Consider the following 12808-nt stretch of genomic DNA (forward strand, 5'->3'; position numbering starts at 1 on the left):
GTGACCTCAGGCACGCCCGGTATCCCGCCTCCGCCGCCCCCCGGCCTGCGCCGTCGGGTCTCGCGCTGGTGGAGGTCCCGGGACGCCCTGTCCCGGTTGCACCGCTGGCTCCTGCTGCGTGCGGTCCCCCTGCTGGTCGTATTCCTCGTGCTCTTCGCGCTGAACGGCGCACTGATCGGCTGGACCGACGCCTACAACGTGCTCATCGGTATCGACTCGCCGGGAGACGTCAGCCCCCAGTGGTCGGCCTGGCCCCTGTCGATCGCCGGGTGGGCCGCCGTGCCCGCGCTGGTCGGCGGTGCGGTCGGATACGCGGTGACGGACCAGATCCAGGCGCACCGCACCCGCGAGCTCGCGGAGATCCTCGACGAGCTCAGGCGGCATTCCACGTCCCCGGCGAACTCCGACGGGGGATGACCTTGCGTTCCCTGTTCGAGCTCCACGCCTGCGGTGGACCCTGCGCCGAGTTCGCCGAGCAGTTCACCGCGCGATGGCATGACAGCGACTGGGACGCGGCCGAGGACCACTGGCAGCTGATCGTCAACAGGCTGCTCCAGGGCAGGGACCTGGAAGGCCTCAAGCGGCGTGACGCCCTGCGCATCGCCGAGCAGCAGGCGCAGACCTTCGCCCTGTCACTGCTGCGTTCGCCGGACCCCACCCGGTGCCCGATGTGCGCGATCGCACCGCCCCGGAGCGCGCCCGAGTCCCGACGGCCCGCAATGGAGCCACGATGACGAAGAGGACCACGGAACAGATCCTGCGCGAACTCCTCTACCTGGCGTCCCCGGACAGCCCGGAGCGCGCCCGCGCCGCTGCCGCCGAGGCCATCGCCCGCCGCGGGGACGAGGCGATGCCGGGCTCCGAGGTGGGCCGGCTCGCCGAAGCGCTGCGCGCCCGTGCGGCGGACGGGGAGCCCGTCGTCCTGCGCGGCGCCGACCTCGCGGGCGCCAACCTGTACGAGGTCGCGCTGCACGGCGCCGATCTCACCGGGGCCGACCTGACTGGTGCCGACCTCGGCTTCTCGGACCTCACCGGAGCCCGGCTCGACCTTGCGAAGCTGGTCGGAGCGGGCCTCGGCGGCGCCGATCTGTCCGGGGCCCGGCTGCACCGGAGCGATCTCGCCGGGGCGGTACTCGACGACGCCGTGCTCGCGGGTGCGGAGCTGAACGCCGCGCACCTGCCCACGGCCTCCCTGCGTGCGGCCGATCTGTCCGAGGCCAGTCTGCGCGGAGCGGTCCTTCGGGACGCCGACCTGACGGGGGCGCAGTTGTGGCGGGCGGTGCTGGACTTCGCCGACCTGCACCGCTGTGATCTCACGGGCGCCGATCTGGGGACGGTCGTGGGCACCTTGAACGTCGACCGCCTCAGAGGGGTGAAGTGGTCGACCGAAACCCGCTGGCCCCAGTCCCAGCCCGGCCTGGGACCCGAGGTCCTGCGCAACTCGGTGAGCATCGCACCGGGCATCTACCAGGTGGGCGACGAGGACAGCCGGGACCGCACCGTCGACCTGACACCGAGCCCGCGCACCCCGAGCCCCGTCAGCTAGCCGGCACCAGGGGCAGCCCCGGTCCCGAGCAGCGCACGTCCGCCTCCGGCACCCTCGCGTCGACCAGATACGCGGCCACCGCCCCGTCCACGCACACGTTCCCGCGACTGGCGAACACGCCGTGGGAGTAGTCGTGCTCAAGGGTGATCAGGCGGGAGCCCGGCAGCAGTTCCCGGAGCTCGTGCGCGCCCCGGATCGGTGTCACCGGGTCGTGTGCGGAGGCCACCAGCAGGACCGGCGGGGTGGCCGGACCGCCCAGGGGTGTACGGCGGTCGGGGCGGTGCTGCCAGTAGGCGCAGGTCGTGGCCTCCAGGCCGGTCAGCACCGGCTGCGGGTCGAGGCGCCGTATGCGCCGGATGTCCGCCACGATCTCGTGCGGCGCCGGCCCCGGACCGTCCGCGCACTTCACGATCCGGTTGGCTGCCTCGTAGGTGCGGGACTCAGGGCTGTCGAAGGCGGATGCCGGGCGCAGACCGTCCACGGCGCCGTCCGTGAGGTAGGCGCGCAGCCCGTCGGCCAGGCCCGACCAGCGCTCGGTGCGGCCGAGGGCGCGATAGACCGCGCGGTCGAACTCCGCCGGGCCGAAGCCGTCCACCGGGCGGGCGGCAAGCCCTTGGCGCACGCGCAGATACGACCGCCGTACGGCCGCCGTGTCGCCGCCCAGGCCGAAGCGGTCCGGGTGCGCGGCCGTCCAGCCGAGGAACGTGTCGCGGGCCCGCAGCAGCGCCCGGCTCTGGATCACGTCGAAGTCGTACCAGTCCCAGGGCCCGACCACGCTGTCCAGCACCATGCGGCCCACCCGGTGCGCAAAGCGTGCCGCGTAGGCCGCGCCCAGGTAACTGCCGTACGAGACACCGAGGAAGTTCGTGCGCGGTTCGCCGAGGGCGGCGCGGATCGCGTCCATGTCGTACGCGGTCTGCTCGGTGGACAGATACGGCAGCAGCCGTGCGCCCGCGCCCGTCGCGCAGTCGTCGGCCATGTGCCGCTGTGAGGTCAGGTACGTCCGCTCGGCCCGCGGGCCCACCGGCACCGGGTCCGTGCCCGGAGCGGCGAACAGGCCGCCCATGGCGCCGCAGTCGACGGGCGCGCTGTCGCCGACGCCGCGCGGGTCGAAGCCGATGACGTCGTACGAACGCCGCACGCTCGCGGGCAGCTTGGCGCGCTTGGTCACCGCGTAGGGGAGCCCGGAGCCGCCCGGTCCTCCCGGGTTCACCAGCAGGATGCCGCGCCGCTCGGCGGGGGTGCCGGAGGCGGGGACGCGGGAGACGGCGATCTCGATGCGCGGGCCGGACGGGTGGCGCCGGTCGAGCGGCACGGTGAGCCGCCCGCACTCCACGCGGTCCGGCGCGGGCGGCCTCGGTACGGAGTCCGGGCAGGCGCCGAAGGTGAGGGAGGCCGCCGCGCGGGCGGGGGTGGCCGTGGGGAGCAGGGCGGCGACCGTGGCGAGGGCGCACAGCAGGGCGGTGGGGCGGGGCAGGGCGGACAAGGTCTCTCCGAGTCTCGGGGCAAGGTAAGAACGGGGTGGCAAATGAAAATGATTATCGATAACGTGTGCGCGTCAAGTCCGGCCCCCTCCCGCCGAGGGGCGCCCCGGGCTGCCCCGACATCTGAACTCACGGCACGAAAAGGGGAGTTGTGGCTCATCTGCTGATGGTCGAAAGCTGGGTCGGATCGATGAGCAGGCTGCTGCCACGCGCCATCCGCGAGGGCGGGCACGAGTTCACCTTCCTCACCCGTGACCTGCATCACTATCTGCGCTCGGCGCCCGAAGGGGCGGCGCATCCGCTGCTCGGCGCCCGCAATGTGCTCACCGCCGACACCAACGACACCGACGCCCTGCTGCCCGAGGTGGAGCGGATGCACTCGGTGCTCGGCTTCGACGGGGTGATCACCTCCTGCGACTACTACCTGCCGACGGTCGCCCGCATCGCCGCGCACCTCGGCCTCCCCGGCCCCGGACCCGAGGCCGTGCACAGCGCCTGCCGCAAGGACGCCACCCGCCGCGTCCTCGCCGACGCGGGCCTCCCCGGACCGCGCTTCGCCGTGCACGAGGAGTGGACCGACCTCGCGCGGGCCGCGCAGGACATCGGCTACCCGCTCGTCGCCAAGCCCGTCGACCTGTGCGCGGGCATGTATGTGCGGCGCATCGAGCACGAGGCCGAACTGGCGGAGCTCTTCCGGGCGTTGGCGGACTACCCGGTCAACGCCCGGGGCCAGCGCCGCACCCCGGGCGTCCTCCTCGAAGAGCTCCTCGACGGCCCCGAGGTCAGCGTCGAGACCGTGTCCTACGCGGGCGCCGTTCACATGGTCGGCGTCACCGACAAGAGCGTCGGCGGCGCGCCCGCCTTCATCGAGACCGGCCACATGTTCCCGGCCGCATCGTCGCTCGCCGACATCGAGGCCGCCGAGCAGACCACGCTGGGCGCGCTCAAGGCGCTCGGGCTGACGGACGCCGTCGTCGCGCACACCGAGATCAAGCTGACCTCCGCCGGGCCGCGCGTCGTCGAGGTCAACCCCCGGCCCGCCGGCAACCGCATCACCGAACTCGTCCGCCATGTCACCGGCATCGACCTCGCCGCCGCCTTCGTGGACGTCGCCCTCGGCCGCAGGCCCGACCTCAGGCGCACCGACACCGGGCTGCGCAGCGCCGCCATCGGCTTCCTCGTCCCGGACCGCTCCGGCACCCTCGAAGCGCTCGACGGCCGTCAAATGGCCGCCGAACCAGGCGTGTTGGAGGTGCGGCTGGCCGAGCCCGGCAAGGCCGTGAAGGCGGCCGGCAGCAACAACGAGTACCTCGGTCACGTCATGGCGGGCGACCCCGACGGCCCCGGCGCCCGCGACCGGGTCGAGCGCCTGCTGGCCGGGCTGCGCGCCGGACTGGTGATCCGATGACCGCCGTCAGCGCACGGCCGACCGCGCGTGGCCGGACGTACGACGATCTGGTCGCCCACGTCCGCGCGGGCGCCCTCGGCCCCGACCCGAGCACGCTGCGCATCGCCGTCGCCTTCACCACCCGGCAGGCCGTCCGGCACGACGGGCGCGGCACCGGCTACCGCAACGAGGTTCTCAGCCTGCGCCTCGCCGAGGCCGTCGGGTCGTGCGCGGTCGAACCCGGGGAACTGCCCGACGGCGCGCTCGACGACTGCGTGGGCGCCGATGTGGCACGGCTCCTCGATCATCCGCTGCCGGCGGTACGGGTGGCCGCCCTCGACGCCTACCTGATGCACGTCACCCCGCACACGCCGGAGCACGGGGCGCGGCCCCTCGCCCTGCCCGCCGGGTCGTCGCTGGAGAAGTCACGGGCGCGGGCGAGGGCCGTGGTGGAGCTGCTGGATCTGCCGGACGGGGGCACGGTGCTGGTGGTCGGAGTCGTCAACTCCCTTCTGGAGGCGCTGCGTTCACACGGGCTCGGCTATGTGCCGTGCGATCTGAAGGGCGGGGTGACCGAGTGGGACGAGAAGGTCGTCACCGACGCGCTCCCCGCCGCAGGGCGCTGCGACGCGCTGCTGGTCTCCGGGATGACCGTCGGCAACGGCACCTTCGAACCGCTGCGTGAGCACGCCCTGCGGCACGGCAAGCAGCTGGTGCTGTTCGCGCAGACCGGGAGCGCGGTGCTGCCCCGCTTCCTGGGGCACGGGGTGAGCGCGGTGTGCGCGGAGCCGTACCCGTTCTTCTGGCTGGACGGCGGACCCGGGGTCGTCCACCGCTACCGCTGTTCCGGGGGTGCGCGATGACCGCGACAGCCGTACGCCCCACCGCGCACCCGGAGTTGCTCGCCCTGCTCGGCCGGACCCCGGTCGTCCGCGTGACCGCCGATCTGCCCCATGCCCACCCCGGCTTCTGGGCCAAGCTCGAAGGGCTCGCGGCGGGCGGCATGAAGGCGCGGGCGGCGGTGTCGATGCTGCTCGGCGCACGGGAGCGCGGCGAACTGCGCCCCGGCGCCCCGGTCGTCGAGTCCACCTCCGGCACGCTCGGCATCGGACTCGCCTTCGCCGGGCAGGCGCTCGGCCACCCCGTCGTCCTGGTCGGCGACAGCGAACTGGAGCCGTCCATGCAGCAGTTGCTGCGCGCACACGGCGTCCGCCTGGAGCTGGTCGACCGCCCCGCACCACAGGGCGGCTGGCAGGCGGCCCGGCTCGCCCGGCTGCGCGAACTGCTCGCCGAACTCCCCGGTGCCTACTGGCCCGACCAGTACAACAACCCCGACAACACGGCCGGATACGCCTCCCTGGCCGCAGAGCTCTCCGCCCAGCTCGACCACCTGGACATCCTGGTCTGCAGCGTCGGCACGGGCGGCCACAGCGCCGGCGTCATCGGCCCGCTGCGCCGGCACTGGCCCGCGCTGCGGCTCATCGGCGTCGACGCGACCGGCTCGACGATCTTCGGCCAGCCCGCCCGCCCCCGCCTGATGCGCGGCCTCGGCAGCAGCATTCACCCGCGCAACGTCGCCTACGACGCCTTCGACGAGGTCCACTGGATCGGCCCCGCCGAAGCGGTGGACAGCTGCCGCAGGCTTGCCCGGGGCTGCTTCGTCAGCGGCGGCTGGAGCACGGGGGCCGTGGCGCGGGTCGCCGCCTGGGCGGCCCGCGTGCACCCCGGGGCGGTCGTCGCCACCGTCTTCCCGGACGGGCCGCACCGCTACCTCGGCACCGTCTACGACGACGACTTCCTCGCCGCCCACGGCCTCGACCCGGCCGATGCCGCCAGCCGCCCCGTGGAGATACCGCACCCGTACGCCGCCGAGGCGAGCGGGTGGGCGCGGTGCACACGGGTCGCCGATCCCCTCTCCTTCGGAAGGACACGATGAAGGCCCGCCTGCGCACCGTACGTCTCGAACTCGCCGAGCCACTGCGCATATCCCGCTCCACCATGACCGCCCGCGACGCCGTGTGGCTCGGCGTCGAGTACGACGGAGTCACCGGATACGGCGAGGCCGTCACCAGCGTGTACTACGGGCTGGACGCCGACACGCTCGTCCGGCTGATCTCGGCGATCGGTCTGGAACGGTTCGCCGACCCCGAGAGCGCCCTGGAAGCCCTGCCCTCCCGTGCCGTACCGCCCGCCGTCATCGCCGCCGTCGAGTCCGCGCTGCTGGACCTCATGGGCAAGCGCGACGGAGTGCCCGTCCACCGACTGCTCGGGACCGCCACGTCGGTCGGTGTCGCCACCGCCCGCACCATCGGCATCACCTCGCTCCCGCACGCGGCCGCCGAGGCCAGGCGCCTCGTCGGAGACGGATTCGAGATCATCAAGGTGAAGGCGGGCGCGTCCGATGCCGAGGAGGACGTGGAGCGCGTGCGGGTCATCCGTGACGCGGCCCCGCATGTGCGGCTGCTGCTGGACCCGAACGGGGCCTGGAGCGCCCCGCAGGCCGAGCGTCTGCTGCCCCGGTTCGCCGCGCTCGGGGTCGAGGCCGTCGAACAGCCGCTGCCACCGGGTGACACGGACGCGCTGGCCGCCCTCGCCGAGAAGTCACCGTTGCCCGTCATCGCCGACGAGGACGCGGTGAGTGTCGAGGACGTACGGCGACTGGCCGGGCGCGTCCACGGCGTCAACGTCAAGCTCGCCAAGTGCGGGGGAGTCCGAGCGGCCCTGCGGATCGCGGAGCTGATCGAGGGCAGCGGCACGGAGCTGATGCTCGGCTGTCTCACCGCCAGCAGCCTCGGCATCGCGCCCGCCGTCCATCTGGCCGGCCGCGCCCGCTGGGCCGACCTGGACGGGCATCTGCTGCTCGCCCGCGACCCGTGGCGGGGGATCGGCGGCGCCGACGGCTTCGTACGCCCGAGTTCCCTGCCCGGTCTGGGCGTCGAGGAGGTGACGGCGCATGCGGACGTGGCGTGAGATGCGCGGCTTCCCGCTCGCCGTCCAGCTGCTGCTCGTCAACCAGCTCGGCGTCAACACCGGCTTCTACCTCCTCATCCCCTACCTCGCCACCCACCTCGGCGAGAACCTGGGCATGTCGGCGGCGGTCGTCGGGATCGTCCTCGGCGTGCGCAACCTCAGCCAGCAGGGCCTGTTCATCATCGGCGGTTCGGCGTCGGACCGGCTCGGGGCGCGGGGCGTCATCATCGCCGGGTGCGCGCTGCGGACCGTCGGGTTCGCGCTGTTCGCGCTCGGGGACGGGCTGCCGATACTGCTCGCCGCGTCCGTGCTCAGCGGGCTCGCGGGGGCGCTGTTCAACCCGGCCGTGCGGACGTATCTCGCGCAGGAGGCGGGGGAGCGCAAGGCCGAGGCGTTCGCGCTGTTCAACGTCTTCGCCACGACCGGAGCGCTGATCGGGCCGCTGCTGGGCAGCGCCTTGCTCCTCGTCGACTTCCGCACGTCCGCGCTCACCGCCGCCGGGATCTTCGCCGTGCTCACCGTGGCTCAGGCCCTCGTCCTGCCCGCGCGCAAGGTCGAGCCGACCGGCAGCGGCGTCCTCGGGGACTGGCGCGAGGTGCTCGGCAACCGCGCCTTCCTCGCCTTCGCGTTCGCCATGGTCGGCATGTTCACCCTGGAGAACCAGCTCTATCTGCTGCTGCCCGACGGGGCCCGCGAGGCCACCGGCTGGGACGGGGCGGCGGGCATCGTCTTCCTCGTCGGTACGGTCGCCAACCTGGCGCTTCAGCTGAGGATCACCCGCAGCCTCAAGTCCCGTGGCAGCAGGGCGCGTTGGATCGCCATGGGGCCGGCAGTGATGGGCCTCGCCTTTGTGCCGCCGGCTTTCACCACGGGTGCGGTGCCGGTCCTCGCCAGTGCGCTGCTGCTCTACCTCGGCATCATGATCGCGTCGCCGTTCGTGATGGAGCTGATCCCCCGCTTCGGCCGCCCCGAGCTGACCGGCACGTACTTCGGGATCTTCTACGTCGTCTCCGGGATCGCCGCGGCCGTCGGCAACACCCTCGTCGGCTGGGCCATGGACGCCGGGGAGCGCGGCGGGCACGCATGGCTGCCGTGGGTGAGCTGTGCGCTGTTCGGGCTGGCCTCGGCGGGCGGGGTCGCGTGGCTGCGTCGCCGTGGAGCGCTGCCGACGCTCGCGGAACCGGTGCGCGAGAGGGCCCACGCATGACCGGCGGCAACCTCCTCACCGACCGTCCCGCCCTCTACGAGGCCCGCTTCCCCGACCCCGACCGGCTCGCCGGACGCTGGGCCGAGGACTGCCTGCGCCGCCACGGCGCCGGCCCGCGCGTCCTCGACATGGGCTGCGGCACCGGCCGCGACGCCGCCCACCTGCATTCCGTGGGCCGTACGGTGACCGGCGCCGACCTCTCCGAGGCGATGCTGGCGCACGCCCGCTCCCAACACCCCGGCCCGGCGTACGTCAGGGCCGACCTGCACGGCTTCGAGCTGGGCCGGGACGCCTTCGACGCCGTCGTCTGCCTGGACAGCTCCCTGCTGTACTGCCACACCAACGACCAGCTCGACGGCTTCCTCGCCTCCTGCCGCCGCGCCCTCGCGCCGGGCGGGCTGCTGGTCGCGGAGATGCGCAACGGGGCGTACTTCCTGGGCCGTACGGACCTGCTCGACGGCCCGTCCGGCAGCGCCTTCACCTGGCGGGGCACCGCCTACCGGTCCACCACCACCCTGACCGTCGACCGCACCGCCCAACTCCTGCGCCGTACCCGCCTCTGGACGTCCGACGACGGCTCACCGCCCGTCGAACAGCGCTCCGCCTGGCGGCTGCTGTTCCCGCAGGAACTGCGGCACTTCCTCGCCGCGCACGGCTTCGAGGTGCTCGAACTCCACGACGGCCCCGGCCCGCGCACCGAACCCCCGTGGCGACAGGGCGAGTTGCCCGGCACCTGCACTGACGCGGACCGGCTGCACGTCGTCGCGCGACTGCACACCCCCTGACCCGAAAGACAAGAAGGACCACTCATGAACGACGAACGTTTCCCCGGCCTGCGTCGACGCGGCTTCCTCGCGGCCACCTCGGGCGCCGCCGCCCTCGCCCTGGTCGGCTGCGGAGGCGGCACGGACGACAAGGCGGCCGGTGGATCCGGTAGCCCCAAGCGCGGCGGCCGGCTGCGCGCGGCCTTCGCCGGCGGCGGCGCGAGCGAGACCCTCGATCCGCACCTGGCCAACCTCTTCGCGGACGTCGCCCGAGCCAAGGCGCTCTTCGACAAGCTCGCCGACTACGACGCCGGCCTCTCCGCCGTTCCCCGCCTGGCCGAGAAGTGGGAGTCCAACAAGAGCCTGGACCGCTGGCAGGTGACGCTGCGTCAGGCCACCTTCCACGACGGGAAGCCGGTCACCGCCAAGGACGTCCTCTACAGCTACCGCCGGATCGCCGACCCGAAGCAGGCGTTCCGCGCGAAGGCGTCCCTGGAGCCCATCGACCTCGACGCCAGCCGTGCGACGGGCGAGCGCGGCATCGAGTTCGTGCTCAAGCGGCCCACCGCCGAATTCCCCAACGTGCTGGCCGCGTTCGGCGCGTACATCGTCCCGCAGGACGCCACCGAGTTCGACGACAGGCCGATCGGCTCCGGCCCCTTCCGGTTCGTGTCCTTCGCGCCCGGCCGCTCCGCCGTCCTCCGCCGCTTCGACGACCACTGGGACGGCGCCCCGCTCCTCGACGAGGTCGAGTTCGTCGTCGCCAACGAGGAGTCCGCCCGCGTCAACGCCCTTCTCGGCGGCCAGGTCGAGTACGCGCACGAGCTGAACCCGACCACCGCCCGCGCCCACGAGGACAAGGGCCAGATCGAGATCGTGCGGCTGCGCAACAGCGCCATGCAGGCGTTCTGCATGAAGACCGACCGGGCCCCCTTCGACGACAAGCGGGTCCGCGAGGCGTTCTTCCTCATCGCCGACCGGCAGGAACTCGTCGACGGAGCGCTGTCCGGCGCGGGCGAGGTCGGCAACGACCTGTTCGGCAAGGGCTACGAGTACTACGCCGCCGGCCTGCCGCAGCGCGAGCAGGACCTCGACAAGGCCCGCGCCCTGCTCAAGCAGGCCGGCGCCGAGAAGCTCAAGGTCACCCTGGACACCTCGGCCGTCGCCGCCGGGTTCACCGAGGCCGCCGGCATCTTCCGCGACCAGGCCGCGAAGGCGGGCGTGACCATCGACGTGAAGATGGGCAGCAAGGACTCCTACTGGAGCGACATCCTCGACGGCGGCGCCCTGTGCTGCTACCGCTCCGGCGCCATGCCCATCGAGGCCCACCTCTCCCAGCGCCTGCTCACCGACTCCACCACCAACGCCACCAAGTGGCGGCACAAGGACTTCGACGCCCTCTACCAGCAGGCCCAGTCCACCCGCGACAAGACCGATCGGGCCGCCGTCTACGAGCGCATGCAGCGCCGGCTGTACGCCGAGGGCGGCTTCCTCGTCTGGGGCTTCGCCGACTGGATCATCGGAACGGCCCGCACCGTGAAGGGAGTGGAGACCAAGGCACCCGCCAACACCCTCGACTGGGCACGCTTCGACAAGGTGTGGCTGGCGTGAGGACACGGTTGGTCAGCGCCCCAAAGGGGCGCGGGGAACTGCGCGACCAGCCACGACGGCGCGGCAGACGCCCAACGACCCATCGCGGCACTTTCGTCGTCCGCCGCCTCCTCCTCGGCGCAGCCCAAACCGTGGCCGTCGTACTGCTCGTCTTCGCGCTCACCGAGGCGCTGCCGGGCGACGCGGCGGTCGCCCTGGCCGGCGACCAGCCGGACCCCGCGCGCATCGCCGCCATCCGCGAGGCCATGGACCTGGACCGGCCGGCACACGAGCGGCTGGCCGACTGGACGACGGGCCTGCTGCACGGCGATTTCGGCACCTCCCTGACCTCCGGCCGCCCGGTCACCCAGTACCTCGCCGACGGATTCGGACCGACCCTGATCCTCGCCACCCTCACCCTCGCCCTCCTCGTCCCGCTCGGCTTCGGCCTCGGTGTACTCGCCGCCCGCCACGAGGGACGGCTCGTCGACCGGCTGGTCAGCTCGGTGACGCTGGCCGTCTACGCCGTCCCCGAATTCGCCCTCGGGGTACTGCTGGTGACCGTCCTCGCCCTGAAACTGGCCTGGCTGCCGCCGACAGCCGTCGGCCACGGCACCGACCTGCTCGCCCAACCGGCGGTGCTGGTCCTGCCCGTGCTGGTCCTGCTGTCCCGCCCGGTGTGCTCCCTGTCCCGCCTGGTGCGGGCCGGCATGGTCGACGCCCTCGCCTCCCCCTACGCCGCCCACGCCCGCCGCTACGGCGTCCCCGGCGCCCGCGTCCGCTACGCCCACGCCCTGCCGAACGCGCTCGCCCCGGCCGTGCAGCAACTCGCCCGCACCGTCGACTGGTTGCTGTGCGGCGTGATCGTCGTAGAGGCCCTCTTCGTGATCCCGGGCCTCGGGACGGTGCTCCTCAACGCCGTGGCCGAACGCGACGTGCCGGTGGTGCAGGGGCTGGCCGTGGTGTTCGGCGTGCTGACGGTCGTGCTCAACCTCGGCGCCGACCTGGTGGCCCACCGGCTCACGCCCCGCGCGGGGGTGGCGGCATGACCAGGCATCGCCGCTTCGCGCTCGGCCTCGCCGTCGTCGCAATCCCGCTCGCACTCGCCCTCCTCGGACCCCTCTTCGCCGGCGCCCCCGGCCCCCGCGCCACCTCCTTCACCCTTGGCGACGGCCACTGGTTCGGCACCGATTTCGTGGGCCGTGACGTCCGGCGACAGGTGCTGCTGGGCGGCCGTACGGTCGTGGTCACCGCCCTGGCCGCGACCGCGCTCGCCTATCTGGTCGCCGTCCCGGTCGCGCTCGCGAGCGCGCTCACCCGGCTGCGGTGGCTGGAGGACCTGCTGATGCGGCCGCTGGACGTGCTGCTCGCCGTGCCGTCGCTGCTGCTGATCCTGCTGGTGGCCGCCGTGCTGTCGCCGGGCGCGGTGGGGCTCGCGCTGCTCGTGGCGCTGGTCAACGTGCCCGACGCCGCCCGGATCGTGCGGGCCGCGGCGGGGGAGGCGGCCGCACGCCCGGCCGTCGAGGCGCTGCGCATGCAGGGCGAGACCCGGTGGCGGATCGCTGTCGGCTACGTCGGCCGGTCGGCGCTGCGCACCCTCGCCGCCGACGCCGGGATCCGGCTGACCGGTGTGCTGTACCTGGTGTCGACGGCCGCGTTCCTCGGCGTAGGCGTCGCGCCGGACGCCGCCGACTGGGCGGTCATGGTCGACCGCAACCGCACCGGCCTGCTGGTGCAGCCCTGGGCCGTGGTGGTGCCCGCACTGCTGATCGTGGCGCTGACGATGGGCACGAACCTGCTCTTCGACGCCGCGCTGGAGAAGAAGGAGCGACGCCCGTGAGCCCTGGCCCCGTTGAAGGA

At 73.3% G+C, this 12808-nt stretch carries 13 protein-coding genes; 12 read left to right on the forward strand and 1 reads right to left on the reverse strand.

What is annotated here, in order from left to right; all coding sequences use genetic code 11:
- The 3 genes from EAO75_RS03035 to EAO75_RS03045 are packed head-to-tail and all read left to right on the forward strand — an operon-like array spanning position 1 to position 1546.
- Positions 1-417, forward strand: coding sequence for a DUF6313 family protein (locus EAO75_RS03035; protein ID WP_147993446.1), 417 nt, complete (start codon positions 1-3; stop codon positions 415-417).
- Positions 414-734, forward strand: a complete 321-nt coding sequence (locus tag EAO75_RS03040) for a DUF6313 family protein (RefSeq protein WP_147993447.1) — start codon at positions 414-416, stop codon at positions 732-734. Before EAO75_RS03035 ends, EAO75_RS03040 begins: the two co-directional genes overlap by 4 nt.
- On the forward strand, positions 731-1546 hold the full coding sequence (locus tag EAO75_RS03045; RefSeq protein WP_147993448.1) for a pentapeptide repeat-containing protein: 816 nt from the start codon (positions 731-733) through the stop codon (positions 1544-1546). Before EAO75_RS03040 ends, EAO75_RS03045 begins: the two co-directional genes overlap by 4 nt.
- On the opposite strand, the gene EAO75_RS03050 is transcribed toward EAO75_RS03045, so the two are convergent.
- Positions 1539-3032, reverse strand: coding sequence for an alpha/beta hydrolase (locus EAO75_RS03050; RefSeq protein ID WP_147993449.1), 1494 nt, complete (start codon positions 3030-3032; stop codon positions 1539-1541). The two genes, EAO75_RS03045 and EAO75_RS03050, sit on opposite strands and share 8 nt — an antisense overlap.
- Positions 3033-3181: 149 nt before the next feature.
- On the opposite strand from EAO75_RS03050, the gene EAO75_RS03055 reads away from it, so the two are divergent.
- From EAO75_RS03055 to EAO75_RS03095, 9 genes are read left to right on the forward strand one after another with little or no spacing between them, the layout of a single operon-like run.
- Positions 3182-4438, forward strand: a complete 1257-nt coding sequence (locus EAO75_RS03055) for an ATP-grasp domain-containing protein (RefSeq protein WP_187284282.1) — start codon at positions 3182-3184, stop codon at positions 4436-4438.
- Positions 4435-5280, forward strand: coding sequence for a Rossmann-like domain-containing protein (locus EAO75_RS03060; RefSeq protein ID WP_147993450.1), 846 nt, complete (start codon positions 4435-4437; stop codon positions 5278-5280). The genes EAO75_RS03055 and EAO75_RS03060 overlap by 4 nt, the downstream gene beginning before the upstream one ends.
- Positions 5277-6353, forward strand: a complete 1077-nt coding sequence (locus EAO75_RS03065) for a PLP-dependent cysteine synthase family protein (RefSeq protein WP_147993451.1) — start codon at positions 5277-5279, stop codon at positions 6351-6353. Before EAO75_RS03060 ends, EAO75_RS03065 begins: the two co-directional genes overlap by 4 nt.
- Entirely contained in the window at positions 6350-7387 is a 1038-nt protein-coding gene (locus EAO75_RS03070) for a dipeptide epimerase (protein ID WP_147993452.1), read from the forward strand. The genes EAO75_RS03065 and EAO75_RS03070 overlap by 4 nt, the downstream gene beginning before the upstream one ends.
- Positions 7371-8594 carry an MFS transporter gene (locus tag EAO75_RS03075; protein WP_147993453.1) on the forward strand — a complete coding sequence of 408 codons (1224 nt, stop codon included), beginning with the start codon at positions 7371-7373 and terminating at the stop codon, positions 8592-8594. The genes EAO75_RS03070 and EAO75_RS03075 overlap by 17 nt, the downstream gene beginning before the upstream one ends.
- Positions 8591-9379: a class I SAM-dependent DNA methyltransferase gene (locus EAO75_RS03080; RefSeq protein ID WP_147993454.1), complete on the forward strand. Its 789-nt coding sequence runs from the start codon at positions 8591-8593 to the stop codon at positions 9377-9379. Before EAO75_RS03075 ends, EAO75_RS03080 begins: the two co-directional genes overlap by 4 nt.
- Positions 9380-9403: 24 nt before the next feature.
- Positions 9404-10969, forward strand: a complete 1566-nt coding sequence (locus tag EAO75_RS03085) for an ABC transporter substrate-binding protein (RefSeq protein WP_147993455.1) — start codon at positions 9404-9406, stop codon at positions 10967-10969.
- 38 nt (positions 10970-11007) lie between these two features.
- On the forward strand, positions 11008-11997 hold the full coding sequence (locus EAO75_RS03090; RefSeq protein WP_147994263.1) for an ABC transporter permease: 990 nt from the start codon (positions 11008-11010) through the stop codon (positions 11995-11997).
- Positions 11994-12788: an ABC transporter permease gene (locus EAO75_RS03095; RefSeq protein WP_147993456.1), complete on the forward strand. Its 795-nt coding sequence runs from the start codon at positions 11994-11996 to the stop codon at positions 12786-12788. Before EAO75_RS03090 ends, EAO75_RS03095 begins: the two co-directional genes overlap by 4 nt.
- Positions 12789-12808: the final 20 nt, after the last annotated feature.

It is taken from the genome of Streptomyces sp. UW30, from assembly GCF_008042075.1.
Classification (GTDB): Bacteria; Actinomycetota; Actinomycetes; order Streptomycetales; family Streptomycetaceae; genus Streptomyces.

Coding starts and splice junctions, on each gene's coding strand:
- EAO75_RS03080 (WP_147993454.1), top strand. CDS start 8,591: ATGACCGGCGGCAACCTCCTCACCGACCGTCCCGCCCTCTACGAGGCC.
- EAO75_RS03085 (WP_147993455.1), top strand. CDS start 9,404: ATGAACGACGAACGTTTCCCCGGCCTGCGTCGACGCGGCTTCCTCGCG.
- EAO75_RS03070 (WP_147993452.1), top strand. CDS start 6,350: ATGAAGGCCCGCCTGCGCACCGTACGTCTCGAACTCGCCGAGCCACTG.
- EAO75_RS03065 (WP_147993451.1), top strand. CDS start 5,277: ATGACCGCGACAGCCGTACGCCCCACCGCGCACCCGGAGTTGCTCGCC.
- EAO75_RS03040 (WP_147993447.1), top strand. CDS start 414: ATGACCTTGCGTTCCCTGTTCGAGCTCCACGCCTGCGGTGGACCCTGC.
- EAO75_RS03045 (WP_147993448.1), top strand. CDS start 731: ATGACGAAGAGGACCACGGAACAGATCCTGCGCGAACTCCTCTACCTG.
- EAO75_RS03095 (WP_147993456.1), top strand. CDS start 11,994: ATGACCAGGCATCGCCGCTTCGCGCTCGGCCTCGCCGTCGTCGCAATC.
- EAO75_RS03060 (WP_147993450.1), top strand. CDS start 4,435: ATGACCGCCGTCAGCGCACGGCCGACCGCGCGTGGCCGGACGTACGAC.
- EAO75_RS03075 (WP_147993453.1), top strand. CDS start 7,371: ATGCGGACGTGGCGTGAGATGCGCGGCTTCCCGCTCGCCGTCCAGCTG.